This window comes from Halobacteriovorax sp. RT-2-6 (assembly GCF_047085025.1).
In the GTDB taxonomy this organism is placed as follows: Bacteria; Bdellovibrionota; Bacteriovoracia; order Bacteriovoracales; family Bacteriovoracaceae; genus Halobacteriovorax_A.
Window position 1 is genome coordinate 774,953 of record NZ_JBKIYH010000001.1, and the last position, 25,249, is coordinate 800,201.

General features: G+C 37.5%; 23 protein-coding genes. 14 read left to right on the forward strand and 9 right to left on the reverse strand.

Going from position 1 to position 25,249, the window contains the following annotated elements; all coding sequences use genetic code 11:
* Positions 1–26: 26 nt before the first annotated feature.
* The 3 genes from ACMAYS_RS03520 to ACMAYS_RS03530 form a co-directional block, all read right to left on the reverse strand.
* Positions 27–1,364 carry an NUDIX domain-containing protein gene (locus ACMAYS_RS03520; protein WP_412462750.1) on the reverse strand — a complete coding sequence of 446 codons (1,338 nt, stop codon included), beginning with the start codon at positions 1,362–1,364 and terminating at the stop codon, positions 27–29.
* Positions 1,361–4,798, reverse strand: a complete 3,438-nt coding sequence (locus ACMAYS_RS03525) for a thiamine pyrophosphate-dependent enzyme (protein ID WP_412462751.1) — start codon at positions 4,796–4,798, stop codon at positions 1,361–1,363. The genes ACMAYS_RS03520 and ACMAYS_RS03525 overlap by 4 nt, the downstream gene beginning before the upstream one ends.
* 70 nt (positions 4,799–4,868) lie before the next feature.
* Positions 4,869–5,384 (reverse strand): TonB family protein, encoded by a 516-nt coding sequence (locus ACMAYS_RS03530; RefSeq protein ID WP_158246786.1) that lies wholly within the window; start codon positions 5,382–5,384, stop codon positions 4,869–4,871.
* A 93-nt stretch (positions 5,385–5,477) separates the two neighbouring features.
* Between ACMAYS_RS03530 and hppD the strand changes: the two genes are divergently transcribed.
* On the forward strand, positions 5,478–6,551 hold the full coding sequence (gene hppD, locus ACMAYS_RS03535; RefSeq protein ID WP_103216896.1) for a 4-hydroxyphenylpyruvate dioxygenase: 1,074 nt from the start codon (positions 5,478–5,480) through the stop codon (positions 6,549–6,551).
* A 7-nt stretch (positions 6,552–6,558) separates the two neighbouring features.
* On the opposite strand, the gene ACMAYS_RS03540 is transcribed toward hppD, so the two are convergent.
* Positions 6,559–6,918, reverse strand: a complete 360-nt coding sequence (locus ACMAYS_RS03540) for a hypothetical protein (protein WP_412462752.1) — start codon at positions 6,916–6,918, stop codon at positions 6,559–6,561.
* Positions 6,919–7,191: 273 nt separating this feature from the next.
* Here ACMAYS_RS03540 and ACMAYS_RS03545 point away from each other — a divergent pair, with 273 nt between their 5' ends.
* From ACMAYS_RS03545 to ACMAYS_RS03580, 8 genes are read left to right on the forward strand one after another with little or no spacing between them, the layout of a single operon-like run.
* Positions 7,192–7,503, forward strand: a complete 312-nt coding sequence (locus ACMAYS_RS03545; protein ID WP_103216894.1) for an EthD family reductase — start codon at positions 7,192–7,194, stop codon at positions 7,501–7,503.
* A 14-nt stretch (positions 7,504–7,517) separates the two neighbouring features.
* Positions 7,518–8,297, forward strand: coding sequence for an enoyl-CoA hydratase-related protein (locus tag ACMAYS_RS03550; protein ID WP_103216893.1), 780 nt, complete (start codon positions 7,518–7,520; stop codon positions 8,295–8,297).
* Position 8,298: 1 nt separating this feature from the next.
* Positions 8,299–9,087 carry an enoyl-CoA hydratase/isomerase family protein gene (locus tag ACMAYS_RS03555; protein WP_103216892.1) on the forward strand — a complete coding sequence of 263 codons (789 nt, stop codon included), beginning with the start codon at positions 8,299–8,301 and terminating at the stop codon, positions 9,085–9,087.
* A gap of 12 nt (positions 9,088–9,099) precedes the next feature.
* Positions 9,100–9,912: a Phenylacetic acid catabolic protein gene (locus ACMAYS_RS03560; RefSeq protein ID WP_103216891.1), complete on the forward strand. Its 813-nt coding sequence runs from the start codon at positions 9,100–9,102 to the stop codon at positions 9,910–9,912.
* Between the two features lie 4 nt (positions 9,913–9,916).
* Positions 9,917–10,780, forward strand: a complete 864-nt coding sequence (locus ACMAYS_RS03565; protein ID WP_103216890.1) for a 3-hydroxyacyl-CoA dehydrogenase NAD-binding domain-containing protein — start codon at positions 9,917–9,919, stop codon at positions 10,778–10,780.
* On the forward strand, positions 10,773–11,432 hold the full coding sequence (locus tag ACMAYS_RS03570; RefSeq protein WP_158246785.1) for a 3-hydroxyacyl-CoA dehydrogenase family protein: 660 nt from the start codon (positions 10,773–10,775) through the stop codon (positions 11,430–11,432). The genes ACMAYS_RS03565 and ACMAYS_RS03570 overlap by 8 nt, the downstream gene beginning before the upstream one ends.
* Positions 11,429–12,640 carry a thiolase family protein gene (locus ACMAYS_RS03575; RefSeq protein WP_412462753.1) on the forward strand — a complete coding sequence of 404 codons (1,212 nt, stop codon included), beginning with the start codon at positions 11,429–11,431 and terminating at the stop codon, positions 12,638–12,640. Before ACMAYS_RS03570 ends, ACMAYS_RS03575 begins: the two co-directional genes overlap by 4 nt.
* Positions 12,641–12,648: 8 nt before the next feature.
* A complete protein-coding gene (locus ACMAYS_RS03580; RefSeq protein WP_412462754.1) occupies positions 12,649–14,139 on the forward strand; it encodes an aldehyde dehydrogenase family protein in 1,491 nt (496 codons plus the stop codon).
* Between the two features lie 35 nt (positions 14,140–14,174).
* Here the strand turns inward: ACMAYS_RS03580 and ACMAYS_RS03585 are convergent, their stop codons facing one another.
* A complete protein-coding gene (locus ACMAYS_RS03585; protein ID WP_392991507.1) occupies positions 14,175–15,359 on the reverse strand; it encodes a hypothetical protein in 1,185 nt (394 codons plus the stop codon).
* A gap of 134 nt (positions 15,360–15,493) precedes the next feature.
* On the opposite strand from ACMAYS_RS03585, the gene ACMAYS_RS03590 reads away from it, so the two are divergent.
* Both ACMAYS_RS03590 and ACMAYS_RS03595 read left to right on the forward strand, forming a co-directional pair.
* Positions 15,494–15,901, forward strand: coding sequence for a DUF523 domain-containing protein (locus ACMAYS_RS03590; RefSeq protein ID WP_103216885.1), 408 nt, complete (start codon positions 15,494–15,496; stop codon positions 15,899–15,901).
* 89 nt (positions 15,902–15,990) lie between these two features.
* Entirely contained in the window at positions 15,991–16,335 is a 345-nt protein-coding gene (locus ACMAYS_RS03595; RefSeq protein ID WP_103216884.1) for a hypothetical protein, read from the forward strand.
* Positions 16,336–16,479: 144 nt separating this feature from the next.
* Here ACMAYS_RS03595 and ACMAYS_RS03600 read toward each other — a convergent pair whose 3' ends face one another.
* Complete coding sequence (locus tag ACMAYS_RS03600; RefSeq protein WP_103216883.1) at positions 16,480–17,313, reverse strand: flagellin; 834 nt, start codon at positions 17,311–17,313, stop codon at positions 16,480–16,482.
* Positions 17,314–17,600: 287 nt separating this feature from the next.
* On the opposite strand from ACMAYS_RS03600, the gene ACMAYS_RS03605 reads away from it, so the two are divergent.
* Together ACMAYS_RS03605 and ACMAYS_RS03610 are read left to right on the forward strand one after the other, a co-directional pair.
* A complete protein-coding gene (locus ACMAYS_RS03605) occupies positions 17,601–20,117 on the forward strand; it encodes a cell envelope integrity protein TolA (RefSeq protein WP_412462755.1) in 2,517 nt (838 codons plus the stop codon).
* The gene (locus ACMAYS_RS03610; RefSeq protein ID WP_412462756.1) at positions 20,114–21,127 is read left to right on the forward strand and encodes an HD domain-containing phosphohydrolase; all 1,014 of its coding nucleotides are present in this window, start codon (positions 20,114–20,116) and stop codon (positions 21,125–21,127) included. Before ACMAYS_RS03605 ends, ACMAYS_RS03610 begins: the two co-directional genes overlap by 4 nt.
* A 10-nt stretch (positions 21,128–21,137) precedes the next feature.
* Here the strand turns inward: ACMAYS_RS03610 and ACMAYS_RS03615 are convergent, their stop codons facing one another.
* Positions 21,138–22,277 (reverse strand): metallophosphoesterase, encoded by a 1,140-nt coding sequence (locus tag ACMAYS_RS03615; RefSeq protein WP_412462757.1) that lies wholly within the window; start codon positions 22,275–22,277, stop codon positions 21,138–21,140.
* Positions 22,255–22,650, reverse strand: coding sequence for a hypothetical protein (locus ACMAYS_RS03620; RefSeq protein ID WP_103216879.1), 396 nt, complete (start codon positions 22,648–22,650; stop codon positions 22,255–22,257). The genes ACMAYS_RS03615 and ACMAYS_RS03620 overlap by 23 nt, the downstream gene beginning before the upstream one ends.
* A gap of 115 nt (positions 22,651–22,765) precedes the next feature.
* Here ACMAYS_RS03620 and ACMAYS_RS03625 point away from each other — a divergent pair, with 115 nt between their 5' ends.
* The gene (locus tag ACMAYS_RS03625; protein WP_103216878.1) at positions 22,766–23,278 is read left to right on the forward strand and encodes a M48 family metalloprotease; all 513 of its coding nucleotides are present in this window, start codon (positions 22,766–22,768) and stop codon (positions 23,276–23,278) included.
* Here the strand turns inward: ACMAYS_RS03625 and uvrB are convergent.
* Complete coding sequence (gene uvrB, locus ACMAYS_RS03630; RefSeq protein WP_412462758.1) at positions 23,241–25,238, reverse strand: excinuclease ABC subunit UvrB; 1,998 nt, start codon at positions 25,236–25,238, stop codon at positions 23,241–23,243. The genes ACMAYS_RS03625 and uvrB overlap by 38 nt on opposite strands.
* Positions 25,239–25,249: the final 11 nt, after the last annotated feature.

Sequence of the window (25,249 nt, forward strand, 5' to 3'; positions counted from 1 at the left end):
TTAATTGTGCCAATAAATTTTGCTTTTTAGCAAAGTCCTGGCCCATACTTAGTTAATTTATCTAAGTGGGAATCAATCGTAGCATAGGCGTACTTATGTAATCTTTCAGGAAGATCTGGGTATATTGATTGAAAAATCTCTTCACGACTCTTGCCTTCTTCCAAGCAAGCACGGATTTGATTCTCTCTTTCGATTCGATGATCAAGAGTTTGCTTAATTTTATTTGTTCCACCAAGACAAATTCCATGTGAAGGCATTACAACTTGTGGATCTAGATTGATTACATTAGTAAGAGAGTGAAAATATTCTCTCATATCAGAGCCTCGGCCACTTATTGTAACTGTTCCAATCGTTTGGATTAGATCTGAAACAATCATCCATGCCCCGTCAGCTCTTAGAAGAGAGCTCTGACCAAAAGCATGGCCACCAGTCGTAACTAGCTTTACTTCATGGCCACATGACGTTGTCACAATATCGCCATCATCATAGAACTTTACTTCATGGCCATCAAAATAATCCTGCCCAAAGTCTCCTAAAAGATGTTCATAAGTACCTTCGGACATAGAAAAAGGTAGTTTTAATATCTTTGCTAATTCACGACTAAACTCGTGATGATCAGGATGGTGATGAGTAAGAAATATCTCACTAAGATCATGTTCCTTTAGGCCATAAATTAGCTTTTCTAGTTCTTCTTCATTCTTAGGAGATGGATCGATAACAATTTTCTTTCCATTATCATCTCCAATGACAAAACAATTCGTACGATTTGCTGGAGGAAAAGTATGTGAAAGAGGCATGTATTGACGTAGGCCAAATAAAGGCTCAATCATTGGAACCTGCAAATCTCCATCATACTTCAAGTTAGCATCAAGGAAATCAAGAGAATTAATATCACGATCAAGGTCTTTAAGAATTGTAATCATAGGAGGAACAACCAAGAGATGTCCTTTCTTATATTCAGTAAAGGCCTCGTGACAATTCATCCACGTTGCCTTGGCAATTTCTCCCTCGTCAAAGTGAAAATTAATTTCTTCAAGAGCACTCTTATCTTTAATAAAAACCTTGAAGTAATAATTCTCAAATCGATGTGGATTAAAGTCAGGAGTGACTGCTAAAGCGTATTGCTTAACATCAAGTATGTGACCTGACTTTAATAGTTCATCAATATTTATATGAAGCTCCTCTTGGATCTCTCTTTTTAGAGCAAAGAGAAGGTAATCATCTCCACCATTGAGCACATCCTCTTCATCAACTTTTCCTCCAGGAAAAGAAGAGTAGCCAGGAAATGCTCTCAGATAGTTTTGTCTCTTCATAATAAGGACTTGGTCCTCACAGATAAATATTGCTGAAACTGATTGCTTCAATTGATCTCCAACTCTTTAAATACTCTTTGCGCATTAGTGTAGCGAACTTCCCTGTAACCTTTAATATTATCGAGAAGCTTAAGGGCGTGATATTGACTATTCTTCGCTTCAATTTTTTGAATACCGTTAAATAAGTAATTTCTTACCTTAGAACCAATCTCTCTTTCTTTTGCATGCCAAGCAGGCAGCAGAGAACGTAAGATTCTAAAGTGTCTCATAATTTTTAGTTGCCAATCTTTTGGCGAAATATCAAATTCAATCTTCTTTCCAAAGATATCAAATGAAGGACGGTTAATTCTCTCTTTAGTATAAGACTTACCAAGGAAGCTATAGATACTCTCTTCCATTTGCTTTAAAAAAGGTGAAAGCATTAAGTGAGCAACCATGACTTCATCTTTAACGATAAATGTCTTAGCAAGAACACGTGTAGCAAGAACTTTATTTTCTTCATCAACAATAGTTCCCACTGCTCTGGCCCCAGAAATAAACTCAGTCGTCTCTTTTCCACGATTGTATATATACTGATCGTGAATGATCTGAATTAAGTCCTTGCGACTCATCCAGTTAATATCAACAATTGCTTGATCAAGATGTTGTCTAAATTTATTAATAATATAAGTAGAATTATGCCAAGGAAGTAGTGACTCCCTTACGGACTCGATTGCTAAATCGAGAGGGTCCTTGTTCTTTACGACAAGATTCTTATACTTAGCTTCAAAAGCTTCAGTTCCAAGAGACGCCATTTCTCGCCCTAGCTTAAACGAAGCGATATTATTTTCAATTTCAGCAGGCTTCATCGACTTCTTTAAGGCCCCAAGAAGATCATCTTCACCAAATGGAACAAGACCTAATTGAAATGCATAACCGAGAATCATACTTGAAGCATAGACCGCTTTACCAAAGAAGAGATCACACCACTTCTTAAGAGGAACCAGAATAATTCTGTCATCACCTTTACTTCTAACTTTTTCAATAAGCTTAGCTCTAGTTAAACTTTCTTCACTCTCCCCCTTATCAAGAAGAATTGAAAGAGGCACTTGATACGAATCATCAAAAATTGCAACAGCATTCTCAGTCTTTAAAAATCCCAGTTGTCCAATACCATCTAAAAGGTCAGGACTTAAAAGTACATCAGAACCACCACGAGGAGTTACGGCCCCCATCGATTTTTCTTTATGACAAATCGACATATGTCCCGTTACATTTCCATTTCTTTGAGCAAGGCCCTTTTGATCCATAAATTTAAAATCCAGATCATCACGGCCGGCCATTTCAACACATGCATTTGCAATAATTTTAGAGATCGTTGTAATCCCCGATCCACCGACTCCCGTTACAACCATTCGCCAAGTGTCACCACTAGCAATTGCATCAAATGTTTTCTTCGTTTCAAATTCTTTCAGATCATATGTTAAGTGAGAAAGATCACTGTCACGATACATTGTTGGGTGATAACCTTTGACCACAACTTTTTCAAAACTTGGACACGCCTTCATTTTTGTACAATAACTATCGGCCACACAAATAGTAGGGTCAATTGCCATCTTAGTACCATATGCATCCATAACCTGAGTTAGGCCAGGACAACCTGTCTCTTCAATACAAATACGGCAGTCTTCACAAGCAGAAGTATTAATTTGATAGAAAGTTTTCTCAGTTAAAGACCCTTTCTGTTTAATCTGAGTTCTCTCCTTTGCTCTTACCTTTGCTTGGTAAGTAAGAGAACATTCTTTATTTGAAATAATAACCTTCACACCTTTTTGAACAACAAATTCCCGCATAAGGTTTTGGTAAAAGTAGCGATCTGATGGATTGACTTCCTTAGCTACCTTAACACCAAGGTTTTGAACGATATTTAACATATCTTGCTTTGGCCTCTTACTTCCCTCTACGTTAACTTGAGAAGCAGGAGTCATCTGGTGCCCAGTCATGGCCGTATTATCATTATCTAAAAGAATATAAGTAATATCGTGATCAGCTTGAACTGAATTTGAAATATCAGTAAGGCCTGAGTGGAAGAAAGTTGAGTCTCCCATAAGAACAACAGAAGGATTCTTTGTGAAAAGATCCATCCCCGCACCAAGAGCACCACCTTGCCCCATTGCTGATAAATTATGCATTTCTCCAAATGGCGGTAAAAATGAAAGTGAATAGCAACCAACGTCACCATGAGTGATAAGGTCAATATCTTGGGCCTTAAGCCAGCGACGAAGGTCTTTTAAAAGAGAAAGAGTCTCACGGTGAGGACAACCTGGACAAAAAGTAGGAAGTCTCTTTGGAAGAATCTCTCCGAAATTCCTTTCTTCGAATGCCAATGATTTACATTGGCCAACTTCAAGATAGTCTTTCAGTGTTTCAAGTTTTTCACTGATGATCTCATAACTAAGCCCACCAAATGCAGGAAAGCCTTCAGAGTCCTTAAAGTCTTTACCAACAATATCAAGAGTCAGGCCATGTTTCTGACAAAGAGAGCGAATCTCCCCCTCTAAGAAACCTCGCTTTTCTTCAACCACAACAAGCTTCTTCAAGCCCTTTAAGTAAGGTACTAAGATGTCATCAACAAGTGGAAATGAAGAAGCAACTTTATATAAAGAGAAGTGATCAAGATACTCACCTTCTTCTAGGCATTGCTTAAGGGTTTCGAAAATTACACCGCTTGAGATAAAACCAATATCAGCGTTAATATTTCCAAAAACTTGATCAAGGGCCATCTCTTTAAGTACACTTTGAAGTTTTGGAAAGCGCTCTTTAATCATACTCACATCAGCAAGTAGAGAATTTGGTGGAACCATTACATTTTTTTGAAGATCAAAAGTTGAAGGATCGATATCGATTAAATTGCCATCAATCGGGGCCTCGTCAAAGCACTCAACTCTTCCACCACCTTCAGCAAGAAAAGTCGTTAGAAGTAATCCTTGATATAAACTTGTTTTAGAAGAAATTTCTTTTGCCTTAGCAATCCAGTCTTTTAACTCTTTAGGATTTGAAGGTTCTAGAAAAGACATATGAAGATGCTTAAAAAGATATCTTGAATCAGCTGCAGTTGAAGTGGACATCGACCAAGGGTCATCTCCAACACAAATAACAGTAGCAGGATAAACTTCCTTTCCATCGACTATCTTAGGTCTCGCAGGATTGGCAAAGTTACCAACGGATAAAGCATCACTTGCAACATGAAGTCCCATTGATTTCATGGCAACAATACAGTCACGTCCCGCTTGTTTTACTCCACTGGCCATGGCCGCTGCATTGGCTTCCGAGTTTGCAATAACAACACGGATACCTTTTTCGTGAAACTCTTTTTTCTTGCTATATAAGATATTAAAATAATCTGCTAACGGTGATCCTGGATATCCAGTATAAAGATTAAAACCAGCTTCAAGAGCACCTTGAATGATTAGCTCATTCCCATTGAGAATTCTATATTGACTCATAATTCCTCTAAATTTAATTGAGGTGCAAGTATAGAATTTTTATTATGTTTTTTGACGAACCAAAGCGTCATTACTCAATAGTAAACACGATTTTTTTAGTATATGTATTTTGAATCTTCTGAGGCTTGAATTGCCATTGTTTTGCAACACTTAGTACTGCTTCATTGAAAGCTGTGTAATCAGCAGGTTTTAAAATTTTGACATCCACAACTTTCCCGTCAACACCAACAATAAGGGAGATAGTCACGGAGCCACCAATCGCAGCTCTTCTGGCAGATCGCGGATAAATAGGGGCCTCGAAATGAACTATTTGGTTCTCAAATGTATTATTTGTCACAACCTGTTGTTGCTCAGACTTAGAGGACTCCTCTTTAGCCTGAACACTTTTTCGCGGCTTTTGTTCAATCTTTTCAACTTCTTTTTTATTTTGCTTTTCTTGTTTTATAGCATGGGCCTTAATCTGGACATCAATACCAATGCGCTCGCGCCTCATCTGCTGCTCACCTTTTCTTATATTTGAAAAGAATATAACAGCATGAGTCACTAGACTTAGTGCAAAAAAGAAAAACCATAAACGATGCTTCATGCACATATCATAATGCATCTTGCTCCATTTGGGAAAAATCGTTAGTATCTTTCATACACAAATCAAACAGCTAATATAAAGAAGGAAGTTTTTATGAACTCAAAAATTTCTCCAGAAAACCCTCTTGGGGTCCTGGCCATTGATCATCTCGAATTCACATGTGATTCACTTGATACGGCCACAAAAGATTTATTCTACACATTTGGTTTTTCTAAAACATATGAAAAGCAAAGTGAAAGCAAAGAGCTATTCACTCAGGGACAAGTTAGATTTCTTTTAACGGCACAAAAAGGTGGCCATGCGCAAGATTACTTCAAGGCTCACGGTGAAGGTGTTTCAACAATCTCATTCTTAGTTGAAGATTGTGAGCATGCTTATAAGACAGCAATTGAGCGTGGTGCTGAGTCACTTCAAGAAGTTGTTATCACTGAAAATGAGCATGGTATCTACAAAAGTGCTCGCATTAAAGGCTTTGGTGATGTTGCCAATGAGTTCATCGAAAGACCTCGCACATTCTTTCGTCCAGGGTTTACGAAACTTGAAGAAGATCCAAAAGCGCGCCCTCTAGGTTCACGTGTTGCTCGCATTGACCACTTAACGAATAACGTTCCAAAAGGTGAAATGAAGAAATGGGTTGAGTTCTATGACCGTGTTTATGGTTTCAAAGTAACTCGCTACTTCGATATTAAAGGTTCAAAAACTGGACTTAACTCAGAAGTTGTTCAACTTCCAAAAGGTGAAGTCATTATTCCTATTAATGAGCCAAAAGAAGCTGGTGGAAAGGATCAAATTCAAGAGTTTCTTGATCGTCACAACGGTGCAGGAGTTCAGCACATTGCTTTAACTTGCGGTGATATTCTTACAACTGTTAAAGACTTAAGAGAAAGAGATATTAAATTTCTTGATATCCCTCATTCATACTACGAAGGTATTGCTGGGCGTGGAATTAATGTTACAGAAGATCTAGTAGAGCTCGAAGATCGTCAACTGCTTGTTGATGGTGATGAAGAAGGCTACCTAATCCAAAACTTTACTGACACTTATGTTGGTCCACTATTTTTTGAATTTATTCAAAGAAAAAATCACAACGGTTTTGGTGAAGGAAATTTCCAGGCCCTCTTTGATGCTATTGAAAGGGACCAAATCGCAAGAGGATACCTGGATTAGAATTTAATTACTTAATACAATTGAAGATGCTTTGTTTCTCATAAGACTTCGAGGCAAAGCATCTTTTATCAATTGTCATATCTGACCAAGCTTTATAAGCACGATCGCGAATTGAGTTAATCACATCTACAAATCCTTGAAGGACTTCATACTCTGACTTATCAGAGCACTCGAATAAGAAGTTTGAACAAATAACTTCTTTAGAAATGATAATATCTTCTCGCTCTGTATTGATTACGATATGGGCCTCATGAAAAGGGCGAAAAGATTCAATTACGTGCGCACGCACATCTCTTGGTGAAACTTCTAGAGCAAATGACACTTGCAGCGCCATTAATACTAGAAATACTTTTGTTAATATTTTCATTTTCCACTCCGGGATTAAATTTTTAAGATGCGGCAATATAGACGAAAAGCTAAAGGCAATGTTTATTATTGAAAGTATTTCACATAGCGTCATTGGAAACTGATATTTTCCATTAGATTAAACTAATATATTGATTTCCTTTATCTAAACTACTGATAATACGTCAAAAAATGACTCAACTAGCCTATTCAAAGGGCCCCTCATATCCCTACAATATTGGTTTAATTAACTAAAATTTAAACAACACGACACAACTTCAAAGAAAGGATACTTATGTACAAGTTAATCGCCATTTATAAAATTCCAAACGATATCGATGCATGGGAAAAGCACTATGCGCAAGTTCATACTCCACTTGTAAAGAAAGTTCCAAGTATGAAAGAGCTTCGCTTAAATCGCATCACAGGGACTCCTCGTGGAGCAAGTGATCTACATGTAATCGCAGAAATGGTTTTTGAAAATAAAGATGACTTTAAAGTAGGAATGAGTTCTGAAGAAAATATGGCGTGTGGAAAAGATCTATTTAATTTCGCTAAAGAGATTGTTTCAATTCACTTCGCTAAAGAAGAAGTAATCACTCTTTAATAAGGAAAGCTTTAATGAGTAATATACTTTGTGAATTTCCATATAACGACCACGAGCATATCGCCCTAGTTAAGCTTAATCGCCCAAAGGTTTTAAATGCTCTTTCAACAGACCTAATGCGAGAGTTAGTTGATAAGCTTTTCGAACTTGATGATAACCCACAAGTTCGTGTCATCATCCTTACTGGTGATGAACGCGCATTTGCTGCTGGTGCAGATATTGCACAAATGGTTGAAGCGACTCCAATTGATCAAATCAATGACAACCGCTTCCGCTCATGGCAACAGCTTGCTCAAATAACAAAGCCAATCATTGCGGCCGTAAATGGTTACGCTCTAGGTGGTGGATGTGAGTTAGCAATGCACTGTGATTTCATTATTGCTGGAGATAGCGCAAAATTTGGCCAACCAGAAATTAGCATTGGGACAACTCCTGGTGCAGGTGGAACACAACGCCTAACACGAGCTCTAGGAAAGTCGAAGGCAATGATGCTTTGTATGACAGGTGAAATGTTTGGTGCAAACCAAGCACTTGACTGGGGCCTAGTTGCAAAGGTTGTCCCTAGCACGACTCTACTTCAAGAAACTTTTGAAACGGCAAAAGAAATCGCAAATAAGGCACCAGTTGCAATTAAGTTAATCAAAGAATCTGTAAACAAGGCCTTTGAAATGTCACTTAGTGATGGTGTTGATTTTGAAAGACGCAATTTCTATTTAACTTTTGCAAGTAGTGACCAGAAAGAAGGTATGCGTGCCTTCTTAGAAAAGCGCTCACCAGAGTACAAAGGAAATTAGAATGTCTGAATTTAAGAATATTATTATCGAAAAAGAAGCCTTCACAGGTATGATCACAATTAACCGTGAAGAAGTTTACGGCGCACTTTCTCGTGAAGCAAAACTTGAAATCATCAAGGCCATCAGAGATCTAAACCGCGACAGTGAAGTTGGCTGTATTATTCTTGCTTCAAAAGGCAAAGGATTTTGTACTGGACAAGACTTAAATGATCGCACAGTGCAAGCTGGAGAAAAACCAGTTGATCTTGGAGTAACACTTGAAACTGAGTGGAACCCACTGGTTAATGCAATTAAGTCATCTAAGAAACTAGTTATCGCAGCAGTTGAAGGTGTCGTTGCAGGAGCCGGTGTTTCCGTAGCACTTGCATGCGACTTAATCGTAGCAAAACCAGGAATAAAGTTTGTTTCAGGTTTTTCAAAACTAGGTCTTTGCCCAGATGCTGGATCAACTCATATGTTCACTCAAGCACTTGGCCCTAAAAAAGCAATGGAATACTTCCTTTTTAATGCTCCTTTAACAAGTGAGCAATTAGAGAGTGCAGGACTTATTAATAAAGTAAGTGAAGAAGCATTAACAGATGCAAAAGCATGGGCCGGGCAAATTAATGCCATGGCACCTCTTTCAGTAAAAGCGATAAAAGAGAATATCAATGTTGCAATTGATAGCACTTCAAAAGAATCGATGGAGCGCGAAACAGCTTACCAAAGATTCTTGGGAAATAGTGAAGATTATAAAGAAGGCCTAACGGCGTTCTTTGAAAAGAGACAAGCAAAATTTTTAGGAAAATAAGAAGGAGGCCATATGGCAGCAAGAGAATACACTCAAGAAGAACTACAATTATTTGAAGACATTCAAAATGGTAAGAAATTTGATAAGGGAGATGAGCTTCCTCCACTATACAAGAAGGCCCTAAGAAACCTTCTATGGATGCAACACGATTCAGAATATTCTGGGGCGCTTGGATATGCACCATGGATTGAAAAGGCACCAACGATGCAAGAAAAAGTTGTTGTTGCTCAAATCGTTAAAGATGAAATGAGACATGCTTCAGTTTGTTACAGACTTCTAAAAGGTCTTGGTGAAGATGTTGACTCACATATCGAAAAGTCAGAACTTGGATTCAAAATGCCAGAAGACGAAGCACAAATTGGATTCCAAAGATTAAAAGATGACTACCGTGTAAATATCTTCTACTACGGTATCAATTTCTGGGAAGACTTTATTCTATTTAACTTCCTAATGGATAGAGCTGCTGGCCACCAACTAGAAGACACTCTTGATTCAAGCTACCTTCCTTGGAAAAAAGGAATCGAAGGAATCTATAAAGAAGAAATCATGCACCTTGCTCACGGTGACAAATGGATCAAAATCCTTGCCGAAGGTGACAACAAAGAATTCCTACAAGAAAGACTAAATATCTGGTGGCCAAGAGTTATGAACGTATTTGGTTCAACAAAAGGTCGCTCAAATGACCTATATGTTAAGTTAGGACTTAAGAAGAGAACAAATGCTGTTGTTCGCGATGTTTTCGTAAAAGAAGTAGAAGAGCTTTGTGAACAAGCGGGCCTAGTTCTTCCTATCTACGACGAAGATGCACAACCACAAAGGCAATAATTGAATGAATATAAATAGTGTACTAGTTATTGGTGCAGGAACTATGGGGCGAGGAATCGCCCAATGGTTTTGCCAACACGGTGTGAAGGTTGAATTAGTAGACCAGCACCTTGAAATGGCCCAAGCAAGTGGTGATCTTATCACCTCTTCGTGGGACAAACTTGAAAGCAAAGGTAAATTTGACTCCGCTGAAATCACGGCTTTTAAAAAGAATTTAAATATCGTTGAGATGAATGAGCACCAAATCGATCACGACCTTGTGATTGAGGCCATCGTTGAAAACTTAGATATTAAGAAAAAAGTTTTTGCTCGTCTTGATGAGATCATGAGTGAAAAAACGATCTTTGCATCTAATACTTCATCTATTCCAATTACTAAAATGGCAAAAGACTTATCAAAACCTCGTAAAGAAAAATTCTTAGGTCTGCATTTCTTTAATCCTGCAACTTTAATGAAGTTAGTTGAAATTATTGAAACACCATGGAGTAGTAAAGATCAGGCCCATGCCCTTTATGACTGGTTTGAGCGCTATGGAAAAAAGCCTGCTTTATGCAAGGATTCTCCTGGTTTTATCGTTAATCGTGTTGCCAGAAATTTTTACGGCGAAAGCTTTCACCGCCTAGAAAACTACAATCAAGAGCAGGTCGCAGAAATTGATCGTGTCATGAAAAATGTAGGTGGATTTAGAATGGGCCCATTTGAGTTAATGGATCTTATCGGAATTGATGTCAACTATGATGTCACTCAATCTGTGTGGGCTTCATACTATTATGAACCACGTTTTAGGCCACACAAGATTCAACGTGAAATGGTTGATAGTGGTCGTATTGGACGCAAAGTTAAAGAGGGGTTCTATCGTTATGAATAAAACTATTTTAGTAAGTGATAACCACCCTCTGTACAAAAATGTTCTTGGAAGTGAATATCCTTCAATTGTTGTTGATCCGTATAGCATCAACACACTAGATGGTGTTGATTTTGATGAGACAGATTTAATTGTTGATCTTACTTGTTTTGATCGCAACTCAAAGATGGACCTATACGAACACTTAGATATTGTCTTTGATGGCCCAATCGTTTCAGATCTAACGGTCAACTGGGGTGAGTATTTAATTGGTCAATACGAAAATGTACTTGGCGCTGTAGCAGCGGCCTTCTACTCTCCAAAAAGCTGTTTTGAATTCTATATGAAAGATGATTCTATTGAAGAAGCTGCGTTTGATGTCTTCAAAAAACTCGGTTTTGATCTTGAAATCGTCAATCACATTGGAATTGGGTTCACATACCCTAGAGTTATTTCACAAATTATTAATGAAGCATACTTTGCTAAAGAAGAAGCCTTGGCTTCAAATTCGGATATTGATAAGGCAATGAAGTTTGGTGTGAACTATCCACTAGGTCCATTTGAATGGGCCGATAAAATTGGAATTGAAAAAATCTTAATTCTGCTAGAAGAATTACGTGAAATCACAGGAGATGCACGTTATCGTCCGTCTCGCCTACTTAGGATGAATTTATGACACTTAAATATAGAGATGCGTATCTTGTCTACGCAAAAAGAACACCTATTGGAAAACTTGGTGGAAGCCTTTCTCATCTAAGAGTTGATGATATGCTAGCGACACTTTTTCGTGACTTCTCTCAAAGCTTTGATTTTGACATGAAGGAAATAGACGATGTTATCGTTGGCTGTGCAAATCAGGCCGGTGAAGACAACAGAAACCTTGCTCGTATGTCTGCTCTCTTAGGAGGCCTTCCTTACGAAGTTCCAGGTGTAACACTTAACCGTCTTTGTGCATCATCACTCGATGCAATTATTGATGGTTGGTCGCGCATTAATTTAGGAATGGCCGATTGCCTTCTTATTGGTGGTGCTGAGAGTATGACAAGAGCACCTCTTGTTATCTCTAAAGGATCAACTCCATTTGGGCGTGATTCTCAAATGTTTGATACAACATTTGGTTGGCGATTTCCAAATAAGAAGATGAAGGAGATGTTTCCTTTACTTGGCATGGGAGAGACAGCTGAAGAAGTTGTGGCGAAAATTGGAATTTCTCGTGAAGACCAAGATAAATTCGCACTTGCATCCCACCAAAAAGCTTGTAAAGCATGGGAGAATGGAGAATTTAACGATGAAGTTCTTCCTGTTGAAATAGCGATGAGAAAAGAAACAATTACTGTTTCAAAAGATGAAGGTCCTCGTCCATCAACAACTCTAGAGGCCCTAGCAGGACTTAGAGCAGTATTTAAAAAGGATGGTTCAGTAACGGCCGGAAACTCTTCAATGATGAATGATGGTGCAGCATGTGTGGCACTTGTTAGTGAAGAGTTCTTAAAACGCCACAACTTAACTCCTCTAGTGAAATTAACAGGAGCAGGTGTTCGCGGAATCCACCCAAATATCATGGGCCTTGGCCCTGTAGCTTCAACTCAAAGATTAATGGAAAAATTTGGAAAGAAAATTTCTGACTTTGATGTTGTAGAACTAAATGAGGCCTTCGCTTCTCAATCACTTGCTTGTATTCGCGAGCTTGGCCTTGATGAATCAAAAATAAATTTACGTGGTGGAGCAATCTCTCTAGGACACCCTCTTGGATGTTCTGGTGCTAGAATTGTGACAACACTTACTCATATCATGAAAGACAATGCAAATCTTAAGCAAGGTCTAGCTTCAATGTGTGTTGGTGTTGGTCTAGGTGTCTCTCTAAGCGTGGAAAATTGTAAATAGGAGTAAATATGAATGAAGTAAAGTTATATATCAATGGAGAAATCCGCCCTTCGTCATCAGGTGAAATGGTTGATTCAATCGACCCATCAAATGGTGAATTTGTAGCGAAGGTTCACATTCCTTCGACACAGGATCTTGAAGATGCAGTACAAGCAGCAAAGAGCGCCTTCTATAATAAAGAATGGCGTGAAATGACTGCGGCCCAAAGAGGAGAAATCCTACTTAAAGTTTCAGAGCTTCTAAAAGAAAGAAAGCGTGAGTTCATTGAACAAGAAATCAAAGACAGTGGTTCAACTTTTAGAAAAGCTGCCGCTGATCTTCACAACACAGCAAGTTTCTTTAAGGTAATGAGTAAGGTTGCGACAAATTTTAAGTTTGAACAATTAGATGAAAAAGCAACAAGAGCGGGCTTTTCTAAAAATACTCGTCGCTATGAGCCTGTTGGTGTTTGTGCACAAATTATTCCATGGAACTTCCCTCTTGTTATGGCCGGTTGGAAAATTGGTCCAATCTTAGCGACAGGATGTACGACAGTTCTAAAATCAGCAGTTGAAACTCCAGTGACAGCAATGATGCTAGCAGAAGTTCTAATTGAAGCAGGCGTGCCTAAAGGTGTTGTCAATATCGTTACGGGTGGAGCAAAAGAAGGACAATATCTTGTTAATCACAAGGATATCGCAAAAGTAGCATTTACAGGATCAACGGCCGTTGGGCGTGAAATCTTAAAGCAAAGTGCAAGTGAAATTAAGAATACGACAATGGAGCTTGGTGGAAAATCGGCAAATATCGTTTTAGACGATGCTGATCTTGATATCGCTGTTGATGGCGCTCTTTACGCATTCCTATATCACTCAGGTCAAGCTTGTGACTCGGGAACTCGCCTACTTGTTCAAGATGGAATCTATGATGAGTTCATGACAAAGTTCAAAGAAAGAATTGCAAAAGTAGCAATTGGTGCAACTCCAGAGAAGACAACAGGATTTGGACCTGTGGTTTCAGAGAAACAATTTAACACAATCATGGGTTATATTAATAAGACAAAAGAAGAAGGTGCAAAGCTGATCTATGGCGGTGAGCGTATTACTGAAGGTGACTTTGCCAAAGGTTACTATATTCAGCCGACAGCTTTTGAAATCACACCAGACAATACAATTTGGCATGAAGAGATCTTTGGGCCAGTTGTAGGTATTACTAAATTCAGCACGGAAGAAGAAGCGATCAAGCTAGCAAATAACTCAATCTATGGACTTGCAGGAGCTGTATGGTCAAAGAATGAAGAACGTGCGCTTAAAATTGCCAAAGAAATTGAAGCCGGTACAGTTTGGATAAATGAGTATCACTTATTAAATCCAGGAATGCCATTTGGTGGATTTAAACAATCTGGTGTTGGACGAGAAATGGGTGAAGAAGGAATCAAGGCCTACCTTGAAGTTAAACACCTATGGGAATCTGATTGTAATACACGCGAAGGTAAAATGTGGTTTGATGCCCTATTTTAGATAAAGAAAAGGCCTTCGTTATGAAGGCCTTTTTTTTATTTGTATAAAACTTTTAGTGCAATATCTCCAAAGTCATCGTAAATCGAGAATGATTTTTCAAAGTGACTTTCTTTAAACACAATATCTAAATTAGAATCAATACATGTTGTGATAAAATCACGTCCGTAGATTTCGTAACTACGATTTAAGAAAGGTTGAAATTCACAAATTCTCACCCTTGGGTATTGATAAGGAACACTTTCATAACTTAAAGCAAAGTACTCACGATACTTAAGAAAGTCCTCTCCTATTCCAGCTAACCTCGTAAAGACATAGCTAATATTGCGATTATTGAATCTAAAAAGTTGAGATAATTTTTGAGAGTGCTGTGCCGTTCCTGGGCGAAAGACTGGTTCATCACAATATTGAGTGTCCTCAGAGTTGTAATTTGCGATATTAAATTTCTTAATAACACACTTAATTGGTGTTGCGATCGTAAGGGTTGATCCCTTTCTACCATGCATGAAGCGCCTAAATGTTTTATCCTCATTAACTGATCCGTGCACAAGGCCAAGAACATCACCAGTTCTCGTATCAACGACACCGGCCCCCATTGAATCATCACGAATATTACAATTTTTCATCGCAACGGCAGAAGATTCTTTGTTATTATTTGGGAATAAAACATTATTATTTGTTTTACGGCAGTTGTATCTCATACGGTTAAGTTCATAACCTGTATTATCAAGCTTCTTTTTAACGAACCAAAGTTGATAATAGCTAAAATCACTCATCTTATTTTCAGAAACAGCGGCATAGTCTCCAGGAATGGCCTCCTTGAGTCTAATAGTTGTAAAGTTTCCGTTGTAAGTATTTTGTTCGTTGAATTGAGATTGATCTTCTAGAATTTCACCACATTGATAGACGCGGCCGTTTGTTGTTTTTGCTGCAATTGAACTACAGCTTGCATCGGTCACACAATGAGAAGGAACAACCATGTGCTGCTCATCGGCCATATAGCCAGTACAATACTTAGGAAACTCACTTGAACTATTAATAAATAGCACAAATGAGTCAGTACACTGACCCTCTTCGAAACAGTCGAATTTAACCTTTGTTGAGGTCTCTAATTTCGAGGTCTGTCTCGTAACATTCTTTTTAGCACCATCTTCTCCACCTGGAGTTCCACATGAACACAGAACAAGTAGTGAGATGATTGAAAGTGTTATTGCCTTAAGCAAAGTTCGTCTCCAAAAACTTCATTTAGTCCGATTTTTTACCATAAATAGGATACCCAAATATGATATTGTAAATTATTCAAGAATCCTCGACACACAGTGGCAAAATCGACGATTTTAACGTATTCTTGTTAAATATGATGATCGTAAGCGCGTGCTTGGCCGGCAAAAAATGTCGATATGACGGAGAGCATAAAAAACAACAACTTATAAGTGACCTCGTTGCTCAAGGCAAGGCCATTGCTGTCTGTCCTGAAGAACTAGGAGGCCTTCCCACTCCAAGGCCACCCGCAGAGAATGTCGATGGAAAGCTCATCACAATCGATGGAAATGATGTCAGCATCAACTACGAGCTTGGGGCCCAAAGATCTCTAGAAATTGCACTAGAAAACTCATGCACAAAGGCACTGCTAAAATCAAAATCACCAATGTGTGGTGCTGGACTTGTTTACGATGGGAATTTTTCAGGAAACCTAATTGAAGGTGATGGCGAATTTACCAAGAAGCTAAAAGAGAACGGTATTCAGGTTGAGGCCATCGACTAATCCAAAGTTTTCACACATCTAACAAAGCTGTAACATCTCAATTAATAAATCAATTAAGATAGACCTACTAGAACACTAGGAGGGTCTAGATGAATGAATTAGAACTAAAGAAATTTCAAGCAAGAAATTTACAAGGTCGAATGAAGCACCTTAGTCATCAACTTGAATACTTAAAAGTGAATCCAGAAGACTGGGATAACTTTCAATCAATCATTAATATGAAATTTAATCATCTCATCAATGATTCAATTTCTCTTGGAAGTATTGAAGCGGCAAATTATCTTGCCCTATTACAAAATCATTTAAATGAAAATTTTAATAATGAGACTATTACTATCGTAAAAGACCAATTTGATGAAGTTCTCGATGCTCTAGATGGCCTTGGTGTTGAGCTTTTAATCAATACTGAAATGCAATCTGAGTTTACGCATTAGTTAAACTGTGGTTTGTGCTTCTGCGGATGCACGCAAACTCGTCGGCTTCGGCTCCTGCCTCTCGCCGACATACCGTCCATCCTGGACATAAAAAAGCCCCGCATTCGCGGGGCAATCCTTTTGCAGTAATTATAGTGGTTTTAATTAACCAATTAGTTTTAGAGCTGCAGCACCTTGAGAGTTAGACTGAGCAAGTACTGAAGAACCAGCGTTAACAAGAATATCATTCTTAGCTTTCTTCGCTGTCTCAGCTGCATAGTCAGTGTCTCTGATACGAGAGTTAGCAGCACTTAAGTTTTCTGAACTGATCTGTAGGTTGTTAATTGTAGAATTTAATCTATTTTGCTTAGCACCTAGCTCAGCTCTTTGTCCTGCAATACTTTCGATTGCAGAGTCTAGGTTTGCAAGAGCAGATTGAGCACCCTCTTTCGAGCCAACTTCAAGGTCTGCTACACCTAGGTTTTCCAGAGAAGAGTTCAGTACATTCGTATCGAATTGAATTCTATCTTGGAAATCATCATTATTAATACCGATTTGGATATCAAACTTATCACCAGCACCAGTTAGAAGTTTCTTTCCGTTAAACTCAGTAACTTCTGAAATTCTTTGGATCTCTTGCTTAAGGTTTTGATACTCAAGATCAGTAAATTGTCTCTCAGTGTCACCTACTGTGTCCGATGCTGATTGAACAGATAGTTCTCTTAGTCTTACTAAGATGTTTGATACTTCATTCAGACCACCTTCTGCGATTTGAATCATTGAAATACCGTCATTCGCGTTTCTTTCTGCTTGATTAGTTGATCTAATTTGCCCTTTTAATTTCTCAGAAATCGCAAGACCTGCAGCATCGTCAGCTGAACGTACAATTCTTGTACCAGATGAAAGTTTTTCTAAAGATTTTGATTGAGCGTTGTTGCTTAGACCTAATGATCTTTGTGCAGCTAAAGACGTTACATTTGTGTTAATACGCATACCCATTGTGATACCTCCGTGATCTATTTCCCCCCCGTACTCAGGGTTGTCCCGACCATTGGAACAATGAGCATACTGCTCTTGTGAATTTTATTAACTTTTTAATTAAGTCTTCTGACCTAACATGAATCTTCTCGGAGGTGAAAATGAAAGCTTTAGGAAAATATTAAATTATTTTAGATTTTTTTTTACATTTTCTAAAATTAAGGAAAGTCTCGAAAATCATTAATTTTTTTGGACTCTATAATGATAAGTACATAAATAAAATAAATGATTTACCGATAATAAGCTATATGGAAGAAGGGAAACCGCTCATTTTTCTTGAGCCTCTTACTGAAGCAGTAAAGAAGCTAAAAGAGTCTATTGAGGCATCTGCAGAAGCAGAGGGTATCGAAATATATGAAGTTGAAAGTCCCGAGGAATATAATCAACTAATCCCAACTATCGGCCAGTCTTTAACGATTGCCTGTAGTCCTAAAAAGACAGCTCAATGTATTCAACCGCTAAGAAAATTCATTCATAAAAATAATGTAAAAGTACTTCTGATTAACTCGAAAGCTGTGCCTCCTAAAACTCTAGAAAAGTTTAGAAAGATTGGATTAACAGAGTATATACAAGAACCTGTTCCTGCAAAAACGTTAGAGTATAAAGTAAATCTTATATTAAGATCTTTAAAGAAGGCCGAAGAAACAGCAGAAATGGAGTTTCGAAGTGGTGAAGATAAAGCAGCACTCGAAGAAAGAAATTATGAAGATAAGAAAGAGGCCGAAAGAAATAATAATGGTGGGCACTTAAAGGGAAATGTTTCAAAGACAGCTCCTCATAAAGCTAATAAGGATGTCTTTGATGATAGTACATATGCAGATTATAGTGATGATGACGAAATTAAAGAACAAGGAATGTCATTAAAAGACTTAAGTGCACACCAAAAGCAAAATAATCAAGAAGGTGGCCATCTTAAAGGCTCATTAGAAAAGAATAGTAAGGCCGACAACACTCCTGAGATAAATTTTGAAGAGGATCTCTTTAAAAGCCTTGAACAGCAATCAAGTAAATCAAATAAGGATCTAGGAGGAAGTCTAAAAGGTCAAGTATCCCCTACTTTAGATGACTATGATGAAGATAAAGACGACTTTGATGAGGACCTTTTTAAAAGTCTTGATAGTGTAAAAAAGAGTTCACAAAACACAGACCAACAAAGTGGACAACTTAAGGGGAGTTTATCTCCAACATTAGATGACATTGAAGACGATGATTTCGAAGACGATCTCTTCAAGAGTCTTGATACTGTCAAAAAATCAGCGAATAAAGCCGATGACCTTGGTGGAAGCCTTCAAGGTAAGCTATCTCCTACTCTTGATGACATAGAAGACGAAAAAGATACTGACGAAGACCTCTTTGCAAGTCTCGATAAAGTTAAAAATACGACAAATAAATCGAATGAGAAAGATGGTTCACTTAAAGGTAGCATCTCCGCAACATTAGATAATGTAGAAAATGAAAAAGATACCGACGAAGACCTCTTTGCAAGTCTTGATAATATAAAAAAATCAAACTTAAATGATAGCAAAACGAGCAGACCAAATCTTAGTAGAAAGCTTACTCCTACACAAAGCGATACTGATTATAGTGATGACGATTTTGATGATGACTTATTGAAAACATTAGAGGAGCTACAGTCAAATAAGACCACTTCTAAGGGAAAAGATCAACAAGGAATACAGTCTTCATCTAATGATGAACTTATTGATAACGAGAAAGGTCTCCAAGGTAAATCGAAAGACAGTGCCGATCTGGCAATGAGTAAGAATAATGGTTCTCGTGATAATCAGACAAATAATAGAGACAATGAAGATTTATTTGCTTCTCTCGATGCGCACTCTAAAGAGAAAAATAAAAAGTATGATAATGTACATAACTTAGATCTAAATTTAGATAACAAAGCCGAAAACGAAGAAGTAACAAGACCTCCTGGACCAACTATTGAATACGAAAAGAAGGGTGATCTTGGCGAGCAAACTATTGATTACTCAAACCTTGATAAACAACCTGAATACGAAGGTGGTTCGAAGGAAGAATTAGAAATAAGATTCTCAGAATCTCAGGATGTGCTTGCTGCTAAAAAAAGAGAAGAAGCAAATCGTCTAGCAGAACAATTAAAGATTCAGCAACAACAAGAAGATGCAAGAAAAAAGCAGGAAGAAGAAAGAAAAAGAGCACTTGAAGCACAACAAGCAAAGGCACTGGCCGATGCTGAAGCAGAGAGGCTAAAAAATGAACAAGAAATTGAAGATGCCCTAGGCGCAATCTTTATTCCAGATCCAAAAGATATGAACTTTTTTATCGAGGCGATGAATTTTGTTATTGATGGTGACGCAGTAAAAAGCTTCACAAATGAATATATAAATAGTTTTTGCATTGGAACAGTCCTTATTTATAATATTCAAAATGAGTGTATTCTAGGTAATGAAGATGTTGATGATCGCTTCGAAGCTATAAAGAATGTTTTAAAAGCAAAGAGAAAACCTAGTTGGAATGATACAACATTTCAAAGTGAGCTGCTCTACTATCACATACCAATCATAGAAAATGGAAAATACCATAACTTCATTCTATTTCTGACTTCCAAGGGTGAAATTGCAAGATCAAATGAAAATCCAAAAAGGGTCGAACAATGTCTACAAGTAATCAAGGGAAGCTACCTTAGTGGAGAAGATCGAGCATCTAAGAAGATTGAATCAAAAAAGAGCTCATCCATTACAGAATCTGTTAGTGGTCTCTTTAAAGGAATCTTTGGAGGTAAGAAATGAGGGCATATTTCTTTATCAAATTAAGTTCACTAAAAGACATTAAAACTTTTCCTTTTTCACTCTATGTCTACAACTTGAAAGATAAAACATATAATTTGTCACTAAAGGCCAATACTCCATTAACAAATGATAGTTATGAACTACTACGTTATATTGAAGATAGTAATAAAGGTAAGATCGCAGTAAAGCTTTCCCAGAGAATGACTTATTTGGCCACAGTTGGAGAACTCGATAAGATTGAACCAAGAGTTATTGAAGAAACAAAGCAGAAGATTGAAATTTTAAAAGAGTACGAAGACATTATTGAGGAACAAAGGATAAGCGAACATATCGCACTTCCCCCACTTCGCAGTATGGTCTCAAAAGCAATCGATAAGGATGACTTTCTACCTATCATACTTAGGGCCCAAAAAGAAATCATGCTTTTTTCAATTGATATAAGCCACACTGTATCTCTTGCACGTCACTTTGCAGGTGTGCATATGAATAAAGATAATCTGACAAATAGAATCGTCGCTCTCAGTTATTTCTTTGCGAAGAAAATGATGATTGATAACCCACAAGATCTTGCAGACCTAGTATGTGCTTCATTCCTAGCAAATATTGGCCTTACTCAAATATCGCCTAATATCATTCATGGCAATCAAACTGAAATCACTCACGATCAAAGAGAGCAATATTACAAACATGTTAAATTTAGTCGTATGTTTATTGATCAAAGCGGTATTAAGTTAAGTGAAGAGTGTAAGAAACTCATTGATACTCATCATGAAAAATATGATGGTTCAGGAATGCCCGATCAAATATCACAAGCAGGCCTTGGCCTAAGCAGTGAGATCCTTGAGTTTGTCTCTCACATCATGGAATTTAGCTACGGACTGATTACCGGAGAAAAAACATCTCTAAGTAGTGTTATTTATATGATTGATGCTGGAGCAGGAGTTAGTGGACTCAATGTCAATTACAGCGGCCGTATAAAGCCTCATGTAACAAGCATACTATCTCTTTAATTATTAGTTATTAATTAAATGTTCCGTACGGAAGTGTATTTCTTCCCATCCAAGTGTGAAGATTCGCCTGAATACTCGTTTCATTATCATTTTTATTATCCATAACTTCAATCTTAGCGAAAGTTAACTGAGTCGTTCCAGTTCCCTTTCCAAAATCGAGATTATACATACGAGTCCATGTTCCAGTATTTATAAATGTCTTCCCATTAGAATAGGTACGACAAATCGGCTCATGCGTATGACCAACAATTAGCACATCTGTATCTTCTGCTTGCTGTAGATAATCGAAAGTCAGAGATTCGTAATCTTGAAAGAGTGCTAATTCCTTAAAGAATAGTTTTAGCCAATCACCAAAATTATCACTTATCTTAAAAAGATAAATTGAACGAACCATGATGAAATAGATAACGTTTGCGAGCATAAAGCGCAGCGTGAAAAATGTATCGTAAATAAGTCCATTAATTAAGAACTTATTGATAGGTCTTACAGCATTTACGTGATCTCGCTCCTCTTTAAACTTATTGATTACTCTTGTGACGTAATAAGATCCCCACGGAGGATTAAAATAGCGCTTACCAGACTCATCTTCGATAATACAATGCTCTTCATCAAAGGTATGAGCAATCTCATACTCGTGGCCATGCTTAAGAACAACTCGATCAGCAGGACGATACTCATCATTTAGGTGACGTATTTCAAATTTTGATCGTATATTTTCGTCAAAGTAAGATAAAACAAGCTCCTGTAGTGATTTAAAAACAAGCTCCGCATCGTGATTACCTATAATGAAAGTAATTTTCTTATTCTTTGTTTTCAAAAAATCATTAAGGGCCTGCATAACTTCTTTATGGGCCTCAAGAATCATTTTTAATTTTTTTAATGAAGACTCTTCAGACCAAAATTCGTCATCATATACCTTGATATAAGGAACGGCCAAAAGATCAAAGAAGTCTCCATTAATAATTAATTCAACTTCTTTATTTGAATATTCTTCTTTACTAAAATATTCGAGAAAATCCACAAGTTCTTCATCGTAGTGAAAATCTTCAAGATAGTTTCTTACACCATCAACATACTCGCCTGCTCCGAGATGAACATCAGAGATTACAATAATGGTTTTCTTTGAATTATTTTTGCGAAGGAATCTCATATGCCGATTTACCTATATTCAAGACGATTTTTTGAAAAGCAGGATCTAGTGGAACGAAGAAAAATCTTTTCTTGGTATTAAAATCAAATTCAACACTTACTTCCATGTCTGACTTTACTGTAATAAATTTTAAATTCTTATCAAACTCATCAACAAACTTGCCGCGAATCGGAGTAAGGGTTTTATTTTGAACAATAACTGCAACTCTCCCATTTCTCATTTTTGCAGGGGAAATTACTTTGTAATAACTAGGCATGGCCGTAACTATAAATGCCTCGGCCCTCTCCATTCTCTGTTGTGCAAATACTTCTTTTGTTAAAAAGAAGCTAAAAAAAATTGAGAAAAGAAAGAAGCTTAATCGTTTATTATTCATATTTATATTGTAACTATTTAATATTTTATAGATTATAGCTGGCAAAGCTTACCTAGTAATCATCATTTACACGCTGAAAGTGATGTCATTTAAGATTCATACCGATGAATCTTGTATGATAAACGCAATAAAGAAAACATTTACAAAGAATACTGAAGAACAAAACCTACCATTAGTGGACTTTTCTGATCCAGCACACCACTGGATCGTTTCAAATCCACATATTTTTAGATTCTTTCAAGATATACTTGGACAACTCGATGAAGAAGAATGTGAGAGCTTGGCTTCATATGGACAATTAGTTTTTCTCGAAAGCCAAGGAATGTACTCAAGTGTTATTCCTTCACATGGAGATAAAACATTTGTTCTTATTTACCCTCAATTACTAAAATTGATTCGTTCAGCAGATAACGAAATGGCCCAAGCAGTTATCTTCCATGAATTAGGTCACCTCTACTATCGTCATTTTACGATGAGGTCACAAATTGGAGAGATGACAAAACAAATTGAAGCAGATGAGTTCTCTATTCGTCATGGCCATGCTCTTGGACTATTTAATTTCTTAAAGGGTATGCCAATTACAACGGAAGTTAGCCAAAGACTAGAAATGATTCGTTTAAGAACTTAATTTCATCTCTTATTTTAGCTGCATCTTCAAATCGAAGATCCTTTGAAGCTTCTTTCATCTCTAGCTTAAGCTCAGCGATACGCTTCTTAATTTCTTCAGGAGACATCGAGACTTCTTTAGGTCCACTCTTCTTACCTTTCTTCTTATTTCCTCGAAGAGTCTCGATAACACCACCAGATACCTCTTTCAAAATAGTTTGAGGAGTGATTCCATTGGCCTCATTATACTCCATCTGAATAGCACGACGCCTTTTCGTTTCACCTATTGCTCGCTCCATCGATTTTGTCGTTTGATACGCATACATAAGAACCTTACCATCACTATTTCGAGCGGCACGTCCAATTGTCTGAACGAGTGATCTCTCAGATCTTAAGAAGCCCTCCTTGTCTGCATCTAAAATTGCGACAAGAGAAACCTCAGGTATATCAAGTCCTTCCCTTAATAAGTTAATACCAACAAGAACATCAAATTCCCCAAGCCTAAGATCGCGAATGATTTCAACTCGCTCAATTGTATCGATATCACTATGAAGATACTTCACTTTAATTCCACTACCATGATAGAAATTAGTTAGCTCTTCAGCTAACTTCTTCGTTAGTGTTGTGATTAAAACTCTTTGACCTTTTTCTATGATTTTTCTTACTTCAACAAGGAGGTCATCAACCTGATTGGTAGCATCCCTAACTTCGATAATTGGATCGAGAAGGCCAGTTGGTCTAATGATTTGTTCAACAAACTCACCGTGAGTTCTCTCTAACTCATAATTTCCAGGAGTCGCTGAGACATAAAGAATATCGTCTAACTTTGTCTTAAATTCTTCAAAGTTTAGAGGACGGTTATCGAGTGCTGATGGAAGTCTAAAGCCATAATCCACAAGATTTAACTTCCTTGCTCTATCTCCTCTATACATCCCTCCAACCTGAGGAACAGTAATATGGGACTCATCAATAATCATAAGAAAGTCTTTTCTAAAAAAATCAATGAGAGTCGGAGGAGGATCACCAGGCTCACTTCCTGTCATATGGCGCGAGTAGTTTTCAATACCAGAACAAAAGCCCATCTCTTCAAGCATTTCGATATCAAGAAGTGTTCTTTGTTCAAGTCTTTGCTTTTCTACCAGTTTATTTTGTTTTTCTAATTCCTGTAGTCTTTCACGAAGCTCAAATTTAATAGTCTCTAAAGCATGCTCCATTCTCTCCTCTCCAACAACATAGTGAGACTTTGGATAGATTGTCACCTTCTGTAGTGCTTGTATCTTTGTTCCTCTTAAAGGATCAACAATTGTAATACTCTCAATCTCATCATCGAAGAACTCAACTCGTACAACATTTGAATCCTCGTGGGCCGGAAAGATTTCAACGATATCACCACGAACGCGAAAGCATCCACGAACAAAGTCGATATCATTTCTTTCATATTGAATTGCAACAAGTGACTTTAAAAATTCGTCGCGATCTTTTTCATCTCCAACAAAGAGAGTCTCTCTCATATTCGCATACTCATCAGGGGAACCAATCCCGTAAATACAACTAACAGATGAGATGATTATCACATCATCTCTTTCCAGTAGTGAACGAGTTGCCGAGTGGCGAAGTTTATCGATCTCATCATTTACTGATGAGTCTTTTTCAATATAAGTGTCACTTCCAGGAACATAGGCTTCTGGTTGGTAATAGTCATAATATGAAACAAAGTATTCAACAGCATTATCGGGAAAGAATTCACGAAACTCTGCATAGAGTTGAGCAGCAAGAGTCTTGTTATGGGCGAGAATAAGAGTTTTCTTTCCTAGCTTTTGGATAACGTTGGCCATGGTAAAAGTTTTTCCAGAACCTGTTACACCAAGAAGTGTTTGTTCCTTAGTGCCGCTTGTAAGCTTCTCTACAATTGTTTTAATCGCCTCAGGCTGATCTCCACAAGGCTTAAACTTCGATTTTAAATTAAATACATTTTCACTCATATGCCTATTTT